The sequence below is a fragment of the Pseudomonas sp. BRG-100 genome, from assembly GCF_000737955.1.
Classification (GTDB): Bacteria; Pseudomonadota; Gammaproteobacteria; order Pseudomonadales; family Pseudomonadaceae; genus Aquipseudomonas; species Aquipseudomonas synxantha_A.
Genome location: NZ_JPRX01000001.1, coordinates 6,115,150 through 6,134,923 on the forward strand (window position 1 = coordinate 6,115,150; position 19,774 = coordinate 6,134,923).

Sequence of the window (19,774 nt, forward strand, 5' to 3'; positions counted from 1 at the left end):
AATAGCTGCCTGTCGGAACCGGCTGAAATAGCCCCAGAGCGGTCATCTCCGCGTTCCAGTATTATCATGCCGATCTTCGGACTGTTTATTGGTAGGTTGATCCATGGCCAGAAGCGTTAGGCTTCAAAAAAAACTGCATACACGGCATCTGATGGAGACAGCTGAAGAGGTGGTACTTGATGACAGCCTTGTTGGAAAGCTATGGGCGTTCAATCAAGGTGACAGATTTGAGTTGAATTCAGCTTCTCTCAGTTCTGCAGCCGTTCAAAAGTACCGCTTGGAATACGTGATAACGAGAGGCCCTGTTCCTGGGCACTGGCTGTACACAAAATTTGACCCCGAGGAACTTGTATTATTTTTTACGGCAAAAGACTTTGACGGCATTTGCCATGGCTGGACTCTGTTTGACGAGTGACAACCTCAGCTTTAGCTCTCTGAGAGGCAACTCTGGGTCGATTGTAGCCGGTCGCAAAAGACCGGAACTGGCCGTTTACGGCCCGTGAGAAATAACCAGTTTCTCCTCCACGCGCTGGCCTGCCTTGCTCCAGCGCACGGAGCCCTTTCTAGCTAACCGTTGTAAAGTGCGCTTCTACCTCCGAAGCCTGCTCCCGCAATCGACGCGCGATAACATCCATCAGATCACACCCATCCCGCAACGGTATCGCCAGTAGTTGAGCAAAATCCGAAAGCACCACGCAGTCAGCCTCCACTTCACCCCGAAAAGCGATGTTTTCCAATACTTGAGTCACGGTGCGAATGCGATAGTCAGCCATCGCTTGCAGCACATCGAGCGGTGCTTGCGAGTCAATGAGCAGGGACGCTGGAACCCGATCGATTCCAGTAAGAGGGATATATCTTTCCATTTTTGAAACTCCGATAAATGCAATGATTTACCGATAATCAGGTCGCTAAACCTGATCGCCACATGGGCGCCCGGGAAACTATAAGTGTCGTTGCAGCCGACGATCAACGCAAAGGTTGTAACCGGCACGGATGGACTGAGGCTCGAACGCCGCTCACTCCACTTTTTCGCTGCAGTCTGCTCCCGACTAGCCTCATTCCCTTCTTGATATTTCCCCACACCATCACGCTTTTTAAGCTTGCTGAAACGTTTCATCGAGTTTATAAAACCCCCACAACTCCAATAAAGGCCACCGCTATGACCCCGCTAAAACTCCTCGTTGCCCTAAGCACACTCTCCGTCACCTCCCACGCCATGGCCTGGGATTACGTCCTGCTCGACACCGACAAAGCCGCCCAGAACTGGCAGATCACCAGCCAGCAGCTCGGCGTACAAACCGCCAAGCCCTTCAGCGTTACCCTGCGCACCTTGCACGGTGGTCGGCAGGAGGGGGTGAGCATCGTTGATATCGATAACGGCACGATGAAGCTTTCGGTGGTGCCGACTCGCGGTATGAACGTGTTGCAGGCTTCGGTCGGCGATGTGCGCATGGGTTGGGATTCGCCGGTCAAGGAAGTGGTCAATCCGTCGTTTATCGAGCTCAATGGCCGCGGTGGGCTGGGCTGGCTGGAAGGTTTCAACGAGCTGGTCACCCGCTGCGGCTACGAGTGGGTCGGCCACCCCGGCATCGACAACGGCGAACTGCTGACCCTGCACGGGCGGGCCGCCAATATTCCTGCGAATAAAGTCACGCTGCATATCGATGAAAAACCACCGTATGCCATCACCCTGCGCGGCGAGCTGAAAGAGCAGGCGTTCAAGAAGGTCGACTTCTCTGTCGCGACCGAACTGGTCACTCAACCCGGCAGTGTGGTGTTTGCCCTCAATGACACCCTGACCAACAACGGCGACTATCCGAAGGAATACCAGGCGCTGTATCACAGTAACTTCAGCACCCCGTTCCTGGAGCAGGGCGCGCGGTTTGTCGCGCCGGTGAAGCAGGTGTCGCCGTTCAACGACAAGGCCAAGGGCGAATTGGCCGACTGGCAAACCTATCGCGCACCGACCAAGGACTATGACGAAACGGTCTACAACGTGGTGCCATATGCCGATGCCAAGGGCGATACCTTGACCGTGCTGCATAACAAGGCCGGCAGCCTGGGCGTTTCGGTTGGCTTCAATACGCAGACACTGCCGGTGTTTTCCCTCTGGAAAAACACCGACACCCAAGGCCAGGGCTATGTCACGGGGCTGGAGCCAGGGACGAGTTTTTCCTACAACCGTCGTTATCAGCGGCCACTGAATCTGGTGCCGACAATCGGGCCGAAGGAACACAAGCAGTTCCGCATCAGCTACAGCCTGTTGGCGGACAAGGCCGCTGTTGATAAGGCTTTGAAGCAGGTCAGCGAAATTCAGGATGGGCGTGAGACTGAGGTGCGGCAGACGCCGTTGGTTGATTTGACCAAGGAATGACGCCGCCTGGAGCATCATTGCGATGTTATTGATGTTGAGCACCCACGCTTATGCGGGGTGCGGCAACATTAACGACGGAGTGAAGCCGTCAGCCGACGATCAATCTGGCGTTGTCCGGCCAATCGAACGTCCAATGCTCGCAAGAAATATCCGGGTGTCCCGATTGGACCGCAGATGAACCACACGGCAGGCGGGTGGGGCAGCCTCCACGAGTTGTTGCATCTTTACTCGTGCTGCCTCTTTGGTCTGCCACATGAATCTAAAAAACTCCGGCAGGTTCGCCAGTCGTTCGGGGCAGTTCTCCGGCAAGTCAGGCCGAGTCTGACCGCGTTTGAGCAGCGTCCTGAGCAATACGCGCCAGAATCGGAGCGTCGCCGAACGGTCAATCCATATCAACAGATCTGCGCGGGCCAGCCGGTTGTCCCAAGTGGTTGAATGGCCTCCTTCGAATATCCAGCGTTCACGGGCCTCGACCTCAAGGCAAAGCTGCGTCTTCGCGTCGCGGCTGCGTTCGATCCACCCTGGCTGCCAGTGGATAGTGTCGATATGAACGACCGGCAAACCCGTGCACTGACCAAGCTTGCGCGCCAAGGTGCTTTTGCCTGACCCAGGTTGACCCACAATCATCACCCGTCGCATCTAAGCTCCTTCTCGCTGTGCGCGCTGAATTTTTGGGGTGGCGATTCTACGTCAATGCCTGTCTGCGTCAACGTGCTCACGCAAACCCAAGAGCGCCACCTTTTATCCAGGCACCCCGTGCCAACGTTGGCGGCCTTCGCGAGCAAGCTCGCTCCTACAGTGGTTGGGTTACGCCCTGCGCGCCGTTAACAACACTGCCGCCGCCGCTGACAACAGCCCCGCGCAGCAACGATTGAAGATGCGCTTGCCCCTTGGCTCGGCAAACCAGCGGCGCATATGCAGGCCCATGTAGGCGTAGGCGCTGATGGCGATCCATTCCAGGGCCAGGAACATCGCGCCCAGCAGGGCGAACTGTGCGGTGATGGGTTGGCCAGGTACCACGAACTGCGGCAGGAAAGCGGTGAAGATCAGGATGGCTTTCGGGTTGCCCGCCGCCACCAGAAACTCCTGCCGTGCCAGGGCCCATAAGCCGACCTGGTGAGCGGCTGTTTGTGACTCTGTCTGTGGTTGCGCACGCCATAGCTGGTACGCCAGATAAAACAGGTACGCCGCGCCAAGTATCTTGATCCCGTAAAACAACAACTCCGACGTTTGCAGCACCACCGCCAACCCGGCGGAGGCGAGGGCGATCATGCCGGCAAAGGCCAGCAACCGACCGAGACCTGCGAGGCAGGAGGTACGGTAGCCGTAACGGGTGGCGTTGCTTACCGACAGCAGGTTGTTGGGGCCAGGCGCCATGTTCAGGGCGAAGCAGGCAGGCAAGAAGAGGGCGAGGGTGGCGAGGTCCATGGCGGCTCCGGGTTTGGTCGGACGAGAGCGTTGAGGATAGGGGCAGTCGGCAGTGACAGCAATGAGGCTGGCAGTGTATCTGCGTGCCGGAGCGCAAGATCTTTATTTCGTCCCCGGCGAAACTGATTTTGTCATAGGCCCGTAGGCACACTGCGAAGACAAGATTCAGTGCACGATGGAAGGAGCCCGCATGATTCGCAGAGCATTATCCACCGACGCAAACGCCATTGCCCAAGTGCATATCAGCAGTTGGCAAGAGGCGTATCGCGACCTGATGCCCACCGACTACTTGAACGGGTTGCAAGCCACCCTGGCTCAGCGCGAAGCCTATTGGTGTCGCTCGATAACAGCGGGCGAACCGGAAGTATGGGTCGCAGAGGTGGACCAGCAGATTGTCGGGTGGATAGCCGTTGGCGCCAGCCGTGACGAAGAGGCCGCCGGGGCAAATGCAGGGGAGGTTATGGCCATCTATGTTCTGACCAGGTATTGGCAAACGGGCGTCGGGCTGGCGCTGTGGAACGCGGGCTTGCAGGCGTTGGTTCAGCAGGGGTATGACTGCCTGACGCTTTGGGTCCTGGCCCGCAATGAACGGGCCATGCGCTTTTATCGCAGGGTCGGTTGTGTCGAGGACGCAGGCAGCGAACTCAAGATTGAGAGGGGCGGTGTCACGCTGGTGGAGGTGCGGTACAGGTTGTCCTTTACCTGAGCTTTTGTTCCAAACAACCGATCAGCCAGTTGCCGGCCTCGCTCCAGCCCTTGCGTCGTCAACCAAATCGACTTGTTCTTGTTGACCGGGTTCAGAATATAACCATGCCGGTCAGTTAAACGTAGATCTCCTGTGGGAGGGGGGCTTGCTCGCGAAAGCGGTGGGTCAGTCAACACCAATGTTTGCTGGGCCGACGTCTTCGCGGGCAAGCCCGCTCCCACATTTGATCTGCGCTGCTTTGAGCATTTCGTTCGCTTAACTGACTGGTATTAGGGCTTGCCCCTTCCCATCGGTTCAGGGTCGCGCCGAAGCTGTGTTGATACCTAGGCTATCGAATTGAGGGGAAGCCGCACATGAAACACCGTGCCGTGTTCGGTATCAGAGCTGACCTCAATCGATCCGCCATGGGACGCGACGATTTCCGAGGCGATGAACAGGCCCAGGCCCAAGCCTTCTGTGGGGCCGTGATTGACGGCAGTACGCTGAGAGAAGCGGCCCATCGGGTTGAAGATGAACGGCAGCACATCCTCAGGTATCGCCTCTCCACTGTTGTGCACGGAAAATACCGCGAAATCTTCCTGTAACTCCAACTCGACCTGGATAGGCCGCGTGGTATCGCCATGCTGCACGGCGTTGCTGACGATGTTCGAGAACACCTGCTCCATTCGGGCGCCGTCGAACTGGCCCGACGCCTGGGTCTTCGAATCGAACAGGATGATCGCTTCAGGATGAAACGTGCGGATTTCTTCTACGACACGCTGGCAAAGCGGTGAGAGATCTATATCGGCCGTTCTGACCGGAATGCCCGGCCCCATCTGGCAGCGGGTCAGGTCGAGCAAGTCGCCGACGATCTTGCTCGCTCGACGCACACTGGTGTAGATCTGGTTGGCCACTTTGTTCGCCTTGGGGCCTGCATCCTGGGAGCGCCGCAGCACGTCGGCACCCAGCAGGATCGCGCCGAGCGGCGTGCGCAGGTCGTGGCCGAGGATGCCCAGAAACACGTTGCGCGATGCCTCGACCGCGCGCGAATAGCTGGCGATGGACTCGGCGAGCGCCTGGTCAATGGCCTCGTGGAAACGGGTCATGTCGTCAACGTTGATCGGCGTGCCGTCCTTGATCTGGCGCATCCACTGGCTGACCACACTGGTGCGCAGGGCGCGGTATTCCGACACCATCTGATCGATGGTGAAGCCGGCCATCAACCGCGTGATGGCGTGGATTTCTGCCGCGGTCTCCTGCTCCTCCGCGGGGGCCAGGCCCTGGGCCTTGGCGATTTGCTCTTGGCGGGTCTGTTTGGTTCGCAGGTCGCTGACGATGGCTCGCAACATCTGCTCGGCATGGTCGCGCAGCGCCACGCTGTCGAGATCCTCGCCCGGGGTGTCGAGGGTTCTGGCGAAATCTTCCCAGGCTTGCAGAATCGGTTCGAGGTGCTCAAGGATGAAATCGGCCAGGCGCATGTCTGTAATCCTGAAGGGTAGGGCACAAGAGCGAGGCTGCGCAGATGCAGGGAAATTCCCGGCAGTGTAGGAGGTTGTTCGCAGCTTTAAAAGCGCGGCCGGGGGTAGCGATAGCATTGATCCACTCTGCGTGCCGACAGAGTTCATCCCGCTGACGCTAAAACCCGAGTGTCAGCGACCTCAGCTTGCGCTCTACAATGCTGTCAAAATGGCTTGCCAGTTGCTCACAGCGCTCGGATGTCAGCCCCTTGCAGCAGGTTATTCCCAGAACAAACCCCTGGGCTTTGGCCCCCCCTTTTACTGCAAGAATCATCGACCCCGCGAGTTCGATCTCGCGAAGGAGTCTGTCAGCCTGTCGCTTTATGGGGCCGGGCAAATCGTTGAAGGCTTCTTTCATGGCTGTCTCCGCAGCATTCATTACACACACACACGCACACACAAGGCATCTGAGGCGCTATCGGTCTCTTGAAAGCATCGACCGAAAGACGGTGCAGGAGTTTCGCTGTGTGCGAGCGGAAGGCGATGATGTGCAGCGAAAAGCCTCACGGGGAGCGTACCGGCGCATTCAAGGATGAAACCTGCGCCCCAATGCATCCAGGCGCACTGCAATCGGCGGCAGGCGTTCGCTGCTGCGGGCCAGGGTTTCCACATCGTCGGCAGTGCTTTGGGCGATGCTCTGCACCGACTGCAAGCGCTCGACGATCTCCAGGTTGGCCGAGGTCTGCTCGCGGGTGGTCGCGACGATGCGGCCATTAAGTTGATCGATATGCGCAATGTCCTCGCCGACCGCCCGGAGCATCTGCACCGCCAATTGGCTGTCTTGCACGCAACGCTCCACGCCTTCGCGGCTGGCGTGCATGGCTTCGACGGCCTCGCGGCTGCCATGCTGCAGGCCCTCGATGATGGTTTTGATTTCCTGGGTGGAGAGGGCGGTGCGCTGTGCCAGGCTGCGCACTTCGTCGGCGACCACGGCAAACCCGCGGCCTTGCTCGCCGGCGCGGGCGGCTTCGATGGCCGCGTTGAGGGCCAGCAGGTTGGTCTGGTTGGCGATGCTGCTGATCACTTCCAGCACCGAGCCGATTTGCTCGGCCTGCACGGCCAACGATTGCACGGTGGATTCAGTGCCGTTGATGCGTGAGGCCAACTGGCTGATTTCAAGCTGTGCGCGGCCGACGCTCTCCTGGCCGCGAACAATTTGCTGACTGGCTTGGCCGGCGTGTTCCACGGCTTGTTCGACTTGCACCGTGATGTGGCCCATGGCGTCTTCCATGCGCTGCATCGAACCGTTCATTTCGCCGATCTGCACCAGTTGATGCCGCGCACCTTTTTCCAGGGTGCCACTGGCGCAGGCCAGTTCCTGGCCGAGTTGCCCCAGGCCGTGGGAGTCGCGGGCGACACCGTCGATCAGGTGAGTCAGTTGTTGCAGGAAGTGGTCGAAGCGCTTGGCCAGGGACACGCGCACCTTGTCTTCATCGTGCGCGCTTTGCTCGGTGAACTGTGAAGTTACAGCGAGCATCTTCTCAAGCATTTCCTGGCTTTCGACAGCTTCCGCCTGGCTGTGGACCGCCAGGTACAACAGGGCCACGGTTTCCATCAGCACATAGAAGGCGTGGACGAAGATCATCGTCCAGCCGCCGTGATGCTCCATCACAAACACCGGAAAACCCTGGTGTTGCAACGCATGGAACACCAGATGGTGCACGGCGATGGTCAGCGCCGCCACCAGGATCGGCAGCCAGTCACGGTAGAAGGTCAACACCGCCAACAGCGCGAAAATACCGAAGTGGGATTCGATCACCCCGTGTGCCTGGTTGATGTGCAGCGCCGCCATCACCATCAAACCGGCGCCCAGTGCGCAACGCATCACGCGGGTGCCGCCGATGACACGGTAGAGAGCCGTCAGCACCATGCCGGTGCCGCCACCGACGATCAGCGCCTGGAGCAAGGTGTCATGCCAGAACGCCAACCCCAGGGAGAACAGGAACATCAGCCAGATCAATGCCAGCATGATGCGGTCGGCCTTGCGATAGTGCTCCTGGAAGCGTGTGCGAAGGGGCATTCACGGTTACTCCATGTAGTGATGCCAGCAACCAAGCATGTGGCGTGCCACGATGGCCGCTGGTCGATAGCAAGTCAGGTGCAGCGTTTTTTACCGGATCAGATCCGGCAATCGGTTATCGGCAGGCGGGAAGGGGACTTGAGTGGAAGGGCGCAGGCCCTCCCACGGTACAGGCTGGAATCAGAAGCTGTACTTGGCGGTCAGCATCATGTTGCGTGGGCTGCCATAGGAATCGCCGCCATAGTCCACATCGTTGGAAATGGACTGGTAGTACCGGCGATCGAAGATGTTGTTGGCATTGACTTGCAGGTCCAGGTGTTGGTTGACCCGGTAGCCGGCCATCAGGTCGGTGACGGCGTAACCGCCTTGCTTGAGCCGGTAGGTGCTGCCATCGGCCAGCTTGATGTCGTTGTACATGCGGCTCTGCCAGGAGATGTTGCCGCCGACCCGGAGTTTTTCCAGCGGGCCCTGGAAGTTATAGCGAGTGGTGACTTTGAACAGGTGTTCGGGGGTGTCGGTGTCGAACTGCTTGTTGACCTTCTGCGGGTTGGCGTCGTCCTTGATGGTGTGGGTTCGCGCGTAGGTGTAGCCACCGCCGACTTGCCAGTTCTCGGTCAAGGCACCTTGCAGTTCGAAGTCGATGCCCTGGCTGCGGATTTCCCCCGAGGCCTGGTTGCAAGAGGCCTGTGGGCAGTTCGGCACAACGATCTGCACGGCGCGGTTTTCCTGGTCAACGCGGAAAAGCGCCACGCTCGCATTCAACGCGCCCCCCAGGTATTCGCCCTTGAGGCCGATTTCATAGTTCTTGCCGACGATGGGCTTGAGCGGGGTGCCGGCAGTGCTCTTCTCTTTCTGTGGCGTGAAGATGTCGCTGTAGCTTACATACACCGAGTGCTGGTCGTTCAGTTCGTAGATCAAGCCGGCGTAGCGGGTGAGGTTGCGGGTAACCTTGTAGTCGCCGTCGCCATCACGGTTGTCATAGTCATACCAGTCCAGGCGCCCGCCAAGGATCAGCTTCAACGGGTCGGCCAGGCTCAGGCGCGAAGTCAGGTAGAAACCGTCCTGGGTGGTGACTTCGCGGGCGTTATTGGTGCGGGTGAAGTTCGGTTTGCCGGCATTGATCGGCCAGTTCATTTCATACGGGCTGTAGTTATGAGTGGTCATGTCGTAGATGCGCTTGCTGGCGCCCACCACCAGCTCATGAGTGCGCCCGAACGCCTCGAACGGGCCGCTGGCAAAGGCGTCGACGCCGGCCTGGTTTTCATCATAGCGGGCCTGATACACCGTGCGGGCGAGGGTCTTGTTCGTCCAGCGCGATTGGTAGGAGCCTGAGAACAATGCGTCCTGTTCGGAATAATTGGCGTTGACCTGCAGGCTCCAGTCATTGGCCAGGCGCTGGCGCAACTCGGCGAACACGGTATTGATTTCCTGGTCTTTGTTTTCCCAGTCGGTACCGGGGTTGTAGGAGCGCGATAGGTCCAGGTGATGGCCATCCAGGCCGACCATCGAAGCCCCCCAGAAGTAGTTGGTCTTGTCCTTCTGGTTCGAGTAGCCGAGGGTGAGAGTGGTGTCTTCGCTCAGGTCGGCTTCGGTGACGGCGTAGAACAGGCCGTGATCCTGCTCGGCCTTGTCGATAAAGCTGTTGGCGTCGCGGTAGGACGTAACGACGCGACCGCGCCAGGTGCCACTGGGGTTGAGCGGGCTGGAGGCGTCGAATTCGCCACGGTAGTCATCCCAGCTGCCGGCGGCGCCGGTGAGGGTGACTTTCTGTTCGTCCAGGGGCCGCTTGCGGATCAGGTTGATGGCTGCCGAGGGGTTGCCCGCGCCGGTCACCAGGCCGGTAGCGCCGCGCACCACCTCGACGCGGTCGAACATCGCCAGGTTTGGCTGGGCGCCCACCGACGCGCCGTTGTAACCGCTGGGGATACCGTCATACATGAGGTTGTCGATGTCGAAACCGCGAGCGGTGTAGCTCTGGCGGCCAGGCCCGTTGGAGTAGTTGAGGAACAACCCGGGCGTGGCGTTGACCACGTCGTTGATGCTGGTCATGGCCTGGTCATCCATGCGCTGGCGCGTAATCACGGTGACAGCTTGTGGGGTTTCACGCAGGGTCAGCGGCAGTTTGGTTGCAGTCTTCATCGAGCCGGTGGTGTATGACTCGCTGCCTTCAGTGGTTGCGCCAAGCTGCTGGCCCGACACCTGGGTGGCGCCCAGCTCAATGGTGGCCGGGGCTTCGGCGTCGGCGGCCAGGGCCGCTTGTGAGGTTGCTAGGCAGATCGCCATCGCCATTGAGCTGGGTGAAAAAGCGTTGCTGACGCGTTGTTGCACAGACATGGATATAGGGCTCCCAAAGGCCATCCGTGGCAAATAAAAAATCTGTTGATAATTATTCGCATCAGTGTGGCAGATCCAAGCTCTGGGAAAAAGTCTTACATGGCCGTGTAGGAGCGAGCTTGCTCGCTCCTACAGCGGTTTCTGGGTCAGAAATCCATTCTTACGCCGAGCGTCCCATGGCGACCGTTGAAGCTATTGCTGTCCAGGTTGCGGTCATAACCGACTTCACCGTACAGGCTGATGCCCTGGGCAACTTGCAGGGTTGCCCCGAGGCTGGCATCCATCGTGGTGGATTTCTGTTCGGTGTCTATACGCGTCACATCGTTGAATATCACACTGTTGTCCCCAGCGCTGGAATGCCAGACATTCGCACGCACATAAGGCTGCAGCGGCAGGCCATTAACGGTGTAATCGCCGCGCAAGCGCACACCCAGGCGCGTAGTGACGTTGGTATCGGCGTCATAGGAAACGTGGGAAATACCGTCGTTCTGGCTATCGAGCTTGGTTTTGCCGACGATCAAATGCGCCTGGGGCTCCAGAATCCAGCGAGCACTCAGCGCGAACGGCCAGCCCACTTCGGCGGAGGCGGTAACGTTATGCCCGCGGGTTTTCATCTTGACGCCACGCGCTGACTCGTTGTTGCCATCAAAGCGGGTGCCCATCAACACCAGGTCAAGATAAGCCTGGTTGGCGCCGATCAGTGTCCAGTAGACCCCCAGGCTATCGCCGCGCAAGGTGGTTTTGCCGGCGTCCTTGTTCTCCCAGCCGCCGTTGAAGCCTTTTACATTGCCTTTGAGGCGACTGTGACCGACGAAGAACCCAAGGCGCTGCAACACACCGTTGTCCAGCAGGCTGGCGAACACATCGGTGCCGACCTGGAACCCTGTCAGCGAACCGTCCAATGTAGGGTTGACCGCACCGGCGAGACTCTGGCGGCTGCTGCTGCCGTAGACCCGGCCCCAACCTGCCGGCATGACGCCGGTTTGCTGTTGCCGGCTCTGATCGCCCATGCGCTCGTGATACGTGCCGAGCATGCCCTGCACGATTTGCTGCGCGGCAGGAAACAACACAGAGTACAGCGGTACTTCGGGGCGATAGATCGGGACCTCCTTGTCAGTGGGGTTAGACGGCAGGGGCGGGGTTCCAACCACCGGCTCAGGCACTGGCGTGACCGGCCCTTCTGGTTCGGGCAGCGGTGTGACCGGAATCGTGGAGCGCAGGTAGTAACTCTGCTCGGTTCCAGCCGTGCTCGCGCCTTTGAACAGGTAGTAGTCAAACGCCCCGGCCGTTACCGTATTGCCCAAGGTAAAGGCAGTGCCAGGCCCGCTGGCGCCATTGAGCGCCTGCACTACCTGGATGCCGTCTTGTAACGTCGCCGCGCCGGCGCCCCCAAGGTTGGTAATCAACAGGGTGGTGTTGCCCTGCAGTGTGCCGTTGCTGACCACCAGTTTGTCGCTGGCCGAGTCGTCTGCTCCCAACACGGTTTGCAGCGCCAGACGCCCGCCGTTGCCGGTGTAGTTGCCGTTGATGGTCAAGGTGTCACGGGCGGTGGTGCTGCCAGTGACCATGTCGAGGGTGCCGCTGTTGGTCACGTTGACCAACTGGCCGGCGGTAAACGGATTGATCCCGCCCGTGTTGACCAGCAGCGAACTGGTGCTATCAATGAGCAGGGCGCCGGTGCCAGCCTCGCTGTCCCCCAGAGTCAACGTCCCGCCCAGGTTCATTTGTGAGCCGTTGTCCAGGCGAATGCTTTCCCAGTTGGCAAACAGGCCGGGATCAGCGGTTTTGGTGTTGTCCAGGGTCAAGGCGTCAATCCCCACGCCACCATCTATCAGTTGCGCCGCCGCCACTTGCTCAGCCACCAGCCCCTGAAGCAGCGCCGTATCGTCGCCGGCCCCCATTAACACGGAGGAATGCAGGTTGCCGCCGGACCAGATAAATTCATCGTTACCGAAGCTGAGCAACACTTGCCCGTTAACCTCACCACCGGAAATGATCACCTGATCGTCACCGCCGCTGACGCTGATATTGCCGCCCACGAACGCGTTGTTTGAAATCAGGATGGTGTCTTTGCCGAAGCCGGTCACCAGGTTGCCGATGATCCGGCCACCAGACATATCGAACCGGTTGTCATCGAGTTTCATGTTGACCCGGCCGATGGTGCCGCCGGTCATCGTCGCATCGTCGCCGTCGTCGAAGCCGCCGGTGATGGTGCCTGCTCTCATGTTGAAGACGTCCAGGCCGTCGCCCTGTTCCAGCGAGGCAATGGTGCCGCCGCGCATGTCAAAACGGTCGATCCCCGAGCCCTGGTTGACAGCGCCTGCCTGGCCCCCGGAAATCTCCACCACATCAGCGCCCGCGCCTTGGCTGATGGATCCGGTGATACTGCCCTGGTTGAGCTGGAAAATGTTATTGCCATCACCCTGGTTGAGGTTGCCATCGATGCCCGCGCTCGGGCCGTTGACAACCACGTGATCATTGCCGCTTCCAAAGATCACATTCCCGCTTACTCGACCCGTGGCGGTGAGTTCGAGGGTGTTGTCGCCGCCGGTATCGGTAAAGCCCGGCGCGGTGGCGCTGTCACAACTGGAGGTGTCGTTGCCTGGCGTGTTGTTGACCGTGCACGCTGCATACGAGGCAAACGGCGATGCCGTCAGAATAATCGCTGAGTACAACAAAGAAGTTATCCGTGTGCGCATGATCCGTCCTCGCTTGAGCACAATGATGTCCCGTCGCCCGGTACAGCGGGCGCGGTTCAAAACCATGGCAACAACGAACGCGATACGGATCAGGGACTACGAGTTACCTGCATCTGAAAACACCGGGCAATGCAATGGGTTGGCATGGCTTTCTCGACTGCACCTCAACTGGCGCAGCACTTGTCGCACCTTAGTTGCAGATCGAAAAGGCCGCCACTGTAAAACCTGACAGGTATAGACGAGCCAATGCCTAGGTGAACACGATCTCGTAGGGTTCGCGCATACGCTCAAGCAACACTTGGGCGAGCATGGGCGGCAAGCCTATCTGCGGGTCGCCGACCAATTGGCTGGCATAGGCATGGGCGGCGTGCAGTTTGCGCGCCACGCTCCAGGTGTCCAGGCGCACCTTGCGTGCGCGTTGCCAGGGAATCACCGCACCCTCGCGTGCCGGCCAATGCCAGGCCCAGATCGCCAGTTCATACAGTCGCGCGCCCACCAGGCTACAAGCTTTTGCACTCGCGCGACCGACTGCATCGTGGTCGTCATTACCGTCATTGCGCCAGGTGGTAAACACCACGTCTCCAGGTTGCAAGTAGCGCGCAATGAACTGGCTCATCGGCTGCTCGTGGGCAGCTAGCGCGTCGTCGCAAAAACCACCGCGAATCCATTTGAGGCTGTGCAACGGCATACCGAGGCGGCGCAAGGCCTCGGCGCTTTCCTGGGGGCGCACCACGCTCAAGCGCCTGGCCGGCCACACCTGGGAGCCTGGATGGCTGGCGCTGCCATCGGTAATGGAGATCAATTTCAGCGGATGCTCGCGCGTGCTGAGCAGTTGCAGCAAACCGCCGCACGCCAGGACTTCATCGCCAGGGTGGGGCGCTATCACCACAACCCGGGCACCGGGCGGCACCAGGGTAGCCAGTGCGATGCAGGGGATTTGCGCCAACTGCGGCGCGCTGTTCCAGATTTGCGCGGGGCCGCGACGGCCTTCGCTTGAGGAGGCAGGCTTCATGGGGTGTCACGTCCTTGTCGGTGGGTAATGCTCTTGACTTCAGCGCAGGCTCCGCTGCGGTGAGTGCACGGCATTCCAATCCTGGGATGCTATGCAAGGCACTCTCAGCATAGACAAGGATGTGTCACAGGTTTGTCGTTTTTTTACGAAACCATCATCAGGCTTTTCAGGTAATCGCCGAAACCGCCCTGGGCGCGGCAATCCAGGCGTGCGCTGGTGACCACTTGCGGCGCATGGCTCCAGGCAATGGAAGCACCGCAACGTTCCAGTTCACGCACCAATTGCACATCCTCGTGGCACGCCAGCGGTTCAAAGCCGCCGGCCTGCACATAGGCACTGGCACTCACGCCCAGGTTGGCGCCATGGATGTGCCGATGGCCATCACGCGCCTGGTAAGCCTGGTGATAACGAATCTGCGCCGCGGGGTCAAACCCCTCACTCCAGGCGTCCACGGTCACGGTGCCACACACCGCATCACAGCCCAGGGCCAGTTGAGCCACCAACCAGTCGGGGGCCACGCGGCTGTCGGCGTCGGTACAGGAAATCCAGCGCGCACCCTGGTTCAACAAGTGCCGTGCGCCGACGCCTCGGGCTCGCCCTACGTTGCGTGCCTGCACCTGGACGCTTTGCACATCATGCGCCTGGGCGATCGCTGCACTGGCATCGCTGCAACTGTCGAGCACTACCAGGATCTGCACCGTTTCCCCGTGCAACCCCGGATGGTTGGCGGCGATCTGCGCAGCCCTCAGGCAGTCATCCAGCAGCGCTTCTTCGTTGTGCACCGGAATCAAGATGCCGATCATCGCAACCCCTCATGGCGCGCGACCGAGGTGCCATCGCGGCTCCACAAATCGAGCAGAAAATCCTTGTCATGGTGCTGTACCAGCGGTGGCATACCCAGTCGGTGCTGGAGCAGGGCGTGCACCTGTTCGGCGGTTTGCGGGCAACCGTCAATGGGCGGGCGCCAGTGGCAGGCCAGGAGTTGGCCGTTATCGGTCAAGGCCGCCAGGGCGTGATCGATCAGACGATTCAGATCATTTACATCAAGGTAGTAACAAAGCTCGCTCAACACGATCAGTTCGAACTGACCCGCGGGCCATTCCTGGGGCAGCCGGCGCTGTTCTACATGAGCATGAGCAAACGCGGTCAGGCGCGCCTGTGCCAGTTGCACGGCGGCGCTAGCGGTGTCGCAGCACAGCAGGCGCTCACAACGGGTCGCCAGTTCGGCGCTCAGCTCGCCGTTGGCACAACCAGGCTCGAAGATCGAGGCATAGCGCGGTCGGGTCAGCACGGCCAGGGTCAGTGCGCGCTTGCGTTGTTCGTACCAACGCTGACGAAACGCCCAGGGGTCGTCGTTACCAGCAAACAGTTGATCAAAGTACGGGGTGGCCACACTCATACAAACACCACTTCAAAAGGTTGCAGCAAGCGTTCCACTACGTAGGGTGCCAGCACCGGCGGCAGGCCGACCTGCGGGTCGCCCTCCAACTGGCTGGCGAACGCGTGGATCGCGTGGCGTTTGCGTGCCACTTGCTCGGGCGTCAATGCAATCTTGCGCGCCCGATGCCAGGGCACCCGGTGGTCTTCGGCAGTCGCCCAGTGCCAGGTCCACACTGGCAGTTCGCACAGGGTGGCACCGACAGCCTGGGCCGCTTTGGCGCTGGCACGGCCCACCGCTTCGTGGTCGCAATGGCCATCCTCGCGCCAGGTGGCGAACACTATGTCGGTGGGTTTGAGGTGACGCTGGATGAACTCGCACAGTTGGGCTTCGCGCTCGGCCACCTTGCTGTCGGTAAAGCCGCCGCGCAGCCACTTCAAGCTGTGCAACGGCAGGCCCAGGCGGTGCAGGGCCTGGGCCGACTCCTGCGGCCGCACCACGCCCAGGCGTGCCACCGGCCAGCGTTTGGAACCGGGATGGCTGGCGCTGCCGTCAGTGACGGAGATCAACAGGATTGGGCGCTCCAATACGGCCAGACCTTGCAGCAGGCCACCGCTGCCGAGCACTTCATCGTCCGGGTGCGGTGCGATGATCACCGCGCGGTGCCCCTGCGGTACCAACTGCGCGGCGCTGATGTGCGGCAACTCAGCCAGCCGTGCCGAGGTTTGCCAATGATTGAGTGGGGTGCCCTGGCCGACAATCGGATTGGGTTTCATAACTGCCACCGTCCCGAGTCGTCGCCGGTGACCAGTTCGCCGAGGGCAGCCAGGTCGCGTTCGGCATGACTTTGCCGCACATACACCGGCAAATCTGCCATCAACCGGGCAAAGTGCGGGTCTTTGCAGTAGGGGCCGGCGCCTACCGCATGGCCGACATGACGCATGACCTGCTCGACGGTGTCTTCAATACATGCGCGTGCCTGTTGGGCAAGTTGCCTGGCATCGGCGCGAGGCTCGCGGTCTATCTGCTCGGCGCTGGCGCGTAGTACGCAAGCGGCGCTGTTCAGTGCGCTGTCAACTGCCCCCAAATGGGCCAGCGCGTGAGGCTCCGAGCGTTGCGCACATTGGGTGCGCAGCGCTTCGCCCAGGCGTTGCGCGCCGCCATACCAGCACGCGGCGATACCGACTCCGCCCTGCCAGAAACCGGGGCGCGACAGGTAATCACCCGGCCCGCCCACCGCGATACCCCTGGCCGCGTTGAACAGAACGTCAACGCTGCCGGTGGCAGCCATGCCTACCGCATTCCAACCCTCGTCCGACACCGTGACGCCGGGTTGATCCATCGCCACGGCCACCAGCTGCTGCCGATCATCCTCGTCCCAGGCAGTCAGCAAGCCGTGGCTGACCACCGCCGCGCCGGAACACCAGGCTTTGCGTCCATCGACGATCAGCCACTGACCGTCGCGCCGTACGCGCACCTTGGCTGCGGGTGGTTCGGCCGCCCACATGCCCCACGTACTGCCAAGCGGCGGCGCGGGGCTGTCGAGTTCGGCCATGATCGCCAGCGCGTCGGTATGACCTTCGAACAACTTGCACAGGCGCAAGTCATGGCCGGCCACCTGGGCCAGCCGACTGAAGCGGGCCAGGGTTGCGCCGCTGCCCGGCAGCGGCAGTTGATCGAGGCCTTCTTCCTGAAGTGCCTTCAGTGCCGTACCCAGGGCGTATGTATCCGCGTAGCCCCGGTAGCCCTGAAGGAAACTGTGCAACGCCATCTCACACCTCGTCTTCACGCTGCAGTTCAAACAACAGCAGTGAGCGGCCGGTCACGGCGTACTCATGCTCAAAGTCAAAACGCTCCTGGCCGCGTATCGCCGGCTCATTGGTGTCGAGCATGCACGTCCAGAACTCACCCTCCGGCACCGGCGGCAGGCGGAAATTGACCATGTCATGGTGGGCATTGACCACCAGCAACAGCGTAGCATCGGCACCCGCCCGGCGGATCCCGGTTTCCTGGGCGCGGCCATCCATCAACATGCCCAGGCAGCGACCCTGGCTGTCTTCCCATTGCTCGGTGTTCATTTCGTTGCCATCGGGCGCCAGCCAGGTGACGTCTTTTACGCCGATGTCTTCGTTGTAGTCGCCGACCAGGAAGCGTCCACGACGCAGAATCGGGTAGGCCAGGCGCAGCTTGATCAAGCGCTTGACGAACTTGAGCAGGGCCTTGCCGTCATCGTCCAGGTCCCAGTTGACCCAACCGATTTCGCTGTCCTGGCAGTAAGCATTGTTGTTGCCGTGCTGGGTGCGGGCGAACTCGTCACCGGCGACGATCATCGGAGTGCCCTGGGCCAGCAGCAGGGTGGCGAAGAAGTTGCGCATCTGGCGCAGGCGCAGTGCGTTGATCTCAGGGTCGTCGGTCGGGCCTTCGACACCGTGGTTCCACGACAGGTTGTTATTGCTGCCGTCCTGGTTGTTTTCGTCGTTGGCCTCGTTGTGCTTGTCGTTGTACGAGACCAGGTCGTGCAAGGTAAAACCGTCGTGAGCGGTGATGAAGTTCACCGAGCTGTAAGGCCGGCGCCCACGATGGTTGAACATCTCGCCCGAGGCGGTCATGCGCCCGGCAAAATCCGCCAGTTGGCTGTCGTCGCCTTTCCAGAACGCACGCACGGTGTCGCGGAAGCGGTCGTTCCATTCCACCCAGCCTGGCGGGAAGTTGCCCACCTGGTAGCCGCCGGGGCCGCAGTCCCAGGGTTCGGCAATCATTTTCAACTGGCGCAGCACTGGATCCTGGCGGCAGGCGACCAGGAAGCTGTGGCGTTCGTCGAACCCGTCGCGGTAGCGGCCCAGAATGGTTGCCAGGTCGAAGCGGAAACCGTCCACATGCATCTCGGTGGCCCAGTAACGCAGGGAGTCGGTGACCATTTGCAGCACGCAAGGGTGGCTCAGGTCCAGGGTGTTGCCGGTACCGGAGTCGTTGATGTAGAAGCGCTTGTCGTCGGGCATCAGGCGGTAGTAAGAGGCGTTGTCGATGCCGCGCATGGACAGGGTCGGGCCGCGCTCGTTGCCTTCGGCGGTGTGGTTGTAGACCACGTCCAGAATCACTTCCAGCTTCTGCTCATGCAGGTGCGCGACCATTTCCTTGAACTCGGCGATCTTGCCGCTGGCCAGGTAGCGCGGGTCGGGGGCGAAGAAGGCAATGCTGTTGTAGCCCCAGTAGTTGGTCATGCCTTTTTCCAGCAAGTGCTGGTCGTTGACGAAGGCGTGCACCGGCAGCAGCTCGACCGAAGAGACGCCCAACTGGCGGATATGTTTGAGCACGTCGTCTTCCATCAAGCCGGCGCAGGTGCCGCGCACGGACTCGCCCACCGAAGGGTGGCGCATGCTGATACCGCGCAGATGGGTTTCATAGATGATCGTGCGGTCCCAAGGCACCCGTACGGGTTGATCGTTGCCCCAGGTGTGTGCCGGGTCGATAACCTTGCACTTGGGCACGAAGGGTGCGCTGTCGCGCTCATCGAAGCTGAGGTCGTCATCCGGGTGGCCGATGGTGTAGCCGAACAGCGCCTCCGACCATTTGAGTTCGCCCACCAGTTGCTTGGCGTAGGGGTCGATCAGCAGCTTGTTGTGGTTGAAGCGATGACCATTGGCCGGGTCGTACGCGCCGTACACGCGGTAGCCGTAGATCAGCCCGGGGTGGGCGTCGGGCAGGTAACCGTGGAAGATCTCGTCGGTGTATTCGGGCAGTTCGATGCGCTCCAGCTCGACTTCGCCGGTGTCATCGAACAGGCACAACTCCACTTTGGTGGCGTTGGCCGAAAACAGTGCAAAGTTGACGCCCAGGCCATCCCAGGTGGCGCCGAGCGGGAAGGGCAAACCTTCACGAATCCGCGACGGTTCATGATCCGGCGTCGCTGTGGTGTTCTCGGGTCTGCTCATGGTGTTGCTCCTGCAAGGGGTCTTTTCTCGGGCCGAACGCGGCCGTGCTGACGGTGTTTCAGCAAAGGACATGGACGAAAAAGGGCCTGCAGCCTGGGATAACGGCTGCAGGCCCGAGAAATCATGGGGCGGGTGGTTTTGGCTTCTTCGGGGCGGTCGGTTTCTTCGCCGCGGGCTTGGCGGCTACCGGATTGGGTTTGGCGGCCGCCTTGGGCGCGGTTTTCGGCTTGGCGGCAGGCTTGGGCTTGCTGGGCGTCAGCGCCTCGGCTTCGGCCAGTTTGCGCGCCATCTCCCAGTGGCGATCGTGCGCACCGTCCGGCTTGCCTTCAGACTCCCAGATCTGATGCGCCAGTTCGCGAATACGTTTGTCTTCTTTACTCATCACAAACTCCTCA

Annotated in this window: 18 protein-coding genes and 1 pseudogene; 3 read left to right on the plus strand and 16 right to left on the minus strand. The window is 60.6% G+C overall.

The genetic code is table 11. From position 1 onward, the window contains the following. The first annotated feature begins 103 nt into the window (after positions 1-103). On the plus strand, positions 104-415 hold the full coding sequence (locus JH25_RS00485; protein WP_032880909.1) for a hypothetical protein: 312 nt from the start codon (positions 104-106) through the stop codon (positions 413-415). Positions 416-563: 148 nt separating this feature from the next. Here JH25_RS00485 and JH25_RS00480 read toward each other — a convergent pair whose 3' ends face one another. Then, positions 564-863: a hypothetical protein gene (locus JH25_RS00480; RefSeq protein WP_032880912.1), complete on the minus strand. Its 300-nt coding sequence runs from the start codon at positions 861-863 to the stop codon at positions 564-566. A gap of 296 nt (positions 864-1,159) precedes the next feature. Here JH25_RS00480 and JH25_RS00475 point away from each other — a divergent pair, with 296 nt between their 5' ends. Then, positions 1,160-2,374 (plus strand): aldose 1-epimerase family protein, encoded by a 1,215-nt coding sequence (locus JH25_RS00475; RefSeq protein ID WP_032880913.1) that lies wholly within the window; start codon positions 1,160-1,162, stop codon positions 2,372-2,374. A gap of 99 nt (positions 2,375-2,473) precedes the next feature. Here JH25_RS00475 and JH25_RS00470 read toward each other — a convergent pair whose 3' ends face one another. After that, entirely contained in the window at positions 2,474-3,013 is a 540-nt protein-coding gene (locus JH25_RS00470) for an ATPase AAA (RefSeq protein WP_032880915.1), read from the minus strand. 168 nt (positions 3,014-3,181) lie between these two features. Beyond that, positions 3,182-3,802, minus strand: coding sequence for a LysE family translocator (locus JH25_RS00465; protein ID WP_032880916.1), 621 nt, complete (start codon positions 3,800-3,802; stop codon positions 3,182-3,184). A gap of 190 nt (positions 3,803-3,992) precedes the next feature. On the opposite strand from JH25_RS00465, the gene JH25_RS00460 reads away from it, so the two are divergent. After that, positions 3,993-4,508 (plus strand): GNAT family N-acetyltransferase, encoded by a 516-nt coding sequence (locus JH25_RS00460; protein ID WP_032880917.1) that lies wholly within the window; start codon positions 3,993-3,995, stop codon positions 4,506-4,508. Here the strand turns inward: JH25_RS00460 and JH25_RS29455 are convergent. The 13 genes and pseudogenes from JH25_RS29455 to JH25_RS00400 form a co-directional block, all read right to left on the minus strand. Continuing rightward, a complete protein-coding gene (locus JH25_RS29455; protein WP_371920279.1) occupies positions 4,406-4,729 on the minus strand; it encodes a DUF6429 family protein in 324 nt (107 codons plus the stop codon). The genes JH25_RS00460 and JH25_RS29455 overlap by 103 nt on opposite strands. Before the next feature lie 102 nt (positions 4,730-4,831). Further along, positions 4,832-5,965, minus strand: a complete 1,134-nt coding sequence (locus JH25_RS00455; protein WP_032880919.1) for a sensor histidine kinase — start codon at positions 5,963-5,965, stop codon at positions 4,832-4,834. Positions 5,966-6,122: 157 nt separating this feature from the next. Then, entirely contained in the window at positions 6,123-6,362 is a 240-nt protein-coding gene (locus JH25_RS00450; RefSeq protein ID WP_032880922.1) for a hypothetical protein, read from the minus strand. 168 nt (positions 6,363-6,530) lie between these two features. Then, positions 6,531-7,037, minus strand: a pseudogene (locus JH25_RS29460) (methyl-accepting chemotaxis protein); the annotation flags it as partial. 1,167 nt (positions 7,038-8,204) lie between these two features. Beyond that, positions 8,205-10,358, minus strand: coding sequence for a TonB-dependent siderophore receptor (locus JH25_RS00440; RefSeq protein WP_032880925.1), 2,154 nt, complete (start codon positions 10,356-10,358; stop codon positions 8,205-8,207). 146 nt (positions 10,359-10,504) lie between these two features. After that, on the minus strand, positions 10,505-13,057 hold the full coding sequence (locus JH25_RS00435; protein WP_032880927.1) for an autotransporter family protein: 2,553 nt from the start codon (positions 13,055-13,057) through the stop codon (positions 10,505-10,507). A 250-nt stretch (positions 13,058-13,307) separates the two neighbouring features. Continuing rightward, a complete protein-coding gene (locus tag JH25_RS00430; RefSeq protein WP_032880929.1) occupies positions 13,308-14,069 on the minus strand; it encodes a PIG-L deacetylase family protein in 762 nt (253 codons plus the stop codon). A 143-nt stretch (positions 14,070-14,212) separates the two neighbouring features. Beyond that, positions 14,213-14,872 carry a glycosyltransferase gene (locus JH25_RS00425; protein ID WP_032880931.1) on the minus strand — a complete coding sequence of 220 codons (660 nt, stop codon included), beginning with the start codon at positions 14,870-14,872 and terminating at the stop codon, positions 14,213-14,215. Beyond that, positions 14,869-15,468, minus strand: coding sequence for an SAM-dependent methyltransferase (locus tag JH25_RS00420; protein WP_032880933.1), 600 nt, complete (start codon positions 15,466-15,468; stop codon positions 14,869-14,871). Before JH25_RS00420 ends, JH25_RS00425 begins: the two co-directional genes overlap by 4 nt. Continuing rightward, a complete protein-coding gene (locus JH25_RS00415; protein WP_032880935.1) occupies positions 15,465-16,223 on the minus strand; it encodes a PIG-L deacetylase family protein in 759 nt (252 codons plus the stop codon). The genes JH25_RS00420 and JH25_RS00415 overlap by 4 nt, the downstream gene beginning before the upstream one ends. Then, on the minus strand, positions 16,220-17,218 hold the full coding sequence (locus tag JH25_RS00410; protein ID WP_032880936.1) for an acyl-CoA dehydrogenase family protein: 999 nt from the start codon (positions 17,216-17,218) through the stop codon (positions 16,220-16,222). The genes JH25_RS00415 and JH25_RS00410 overlap by 4 nt, the downstream gene beginning before the upstream one ends. A gap of 1 nt (position 17,219) precedes the next feature. After that, entirely contained in the window at positions 17,220-19,379 is a 2,160-nt protein-coding gene (gene glgX / locus JH25_RS00405) for a glycogen debranching protein GlgX (protein WP_032880938.1), read from the minus strand. Between the two features lie 121 nt (positions 19,380-19,500). Next, positions 19,501-19,761 (minus strand): DUF2934 domain-containing protein, encoded by a 261-nt coding sequence (locus JH25_RS00400; RefSeq protein WP_005788027.1) that lies wholly within the window; start codon positions 19,759-19,761, stop codon positions 19,501-19,503. Between the last annotated feature and the right edge of the window lie 13 nt (positions 19,762-19,774).

Bases quoted from the DNA above. Each gene is read 5' to 3' on its own strand.
- JH25_RS00485 (WP_032880909.1), top strand. From the start codon at position 104: ATGGCCAGAAGCGTTAGGCTTCAAAAAAAACTGCATACACGGCATCTG.
- JH25_RS00480 (WP_032880912.1), bottom strand. From the start codon at position 863: ATGGAAAGATATATCCCTCTTACTGGAATCGATCGGGTTCCAGCGTCC.
- JH25_RS00475 (WP_032880913.1), top strand. From the start codon at position 1,160: ATGACCCCGCTAAAACTCCTCGTTGCCCTAAGCACACTCTCCGTCACC.
- JH25_RS00470 (WP_032880915.1), bottom strand. From the start codon at position 3,013: ATGCGACGGGTGATGATTGTGGGTCAACCTGGGTCAGGCAAAAGCACC.
- JH25_RS00465 (WP_032880916.1), bottom strand. From the start codon at position 3,802: ATGGACCTCGCCACCCTCGCCCTCTTCTTGCCTGCCTGCTTCGCCCTG.
- JH25_RS00460 (WP_032880917.1), top strand. From the start codon at position 3,993: ATGATTCGCAGAGCATTATCCACCGACGCAAACGCCATTGCCCAAGTG.
- JH25_RS00455 (WP_032880919.1), bottom strand. From the start codon at position 5,965: ATGCGCCTGGCCGATTTCATCCTTGAGCACCTCGAACCGATTCTGCAA.
- JH25_RS00450 (WP_032880922.1), bottom strand. From the start codon at position 6,362: ATGAAAGAAGCCTTCAACGATTTGCCCGGCCCCATAAAGCGACAGGCT.
- JH25_RS00440 (WP_032880925.1), bottom strand. From the start codon at position 10,358: ATGTCTGTGCAACAACGCGTCAGCAACGCTTTTTCACCCAGCTCAATG.
- JH25_RS00435 (WP_032880927.1), bottom strand. From the start codon at position 13,057: ATGCGCACACGGATAACTTCTTTGTTGTACTCAGCGATTATTCTGACG.
- JH25_RS00430 (WP_032880929.1), bottom strand. From the start codon at position 14,069: ATGAAGCCTGCCTCCTCAAGCGAAGGCCGTCGCGGCCCCGCGCAAATC.
- JH25_RS00425 (WP_032880931.1), bottom strand. From the start codon at position 14,872: ATGATCGGCATCTTGATTCCGGTGCACAACGAAGAAGCGCTGCTGGAT.
- JH25_RS00420 (WP_032880933.1), bottom strand. From the start codon at position 15,468: ATGAGTGTGGCCACCCCGTACTTTGATCAACTGTTTGCTGGTAACGAC.
- JH25_RS00415 (WP_032880935.1), bottom strand. From the start codon at position 16,223: ATGAAACCCAATCCGATTGTCGGCCAGGGCACCCCACTCAATCATTGG.
- JH25_RS00410 (WP_032880936.1), bottom strand. From the start codon at position 17,218: ATGGCGTTGCACAGTTTCCTTCAGGGCTACCGGGGCTACGCGGATACA.
- glgX (WP_032880938.1), bottom strand. From the start codon at position 19,379: ATGAGCAGACCCGAGAACACCACAGCGACGCCGGATCATGAACCGTCG.
- JH25_RS00400 (WP_005788027.1), bottom strand. From the start codon at position 19,761: ATGAGTAAAGAAGACAAACGTATTCGCGAACTGGCGCATCAGATCTGG.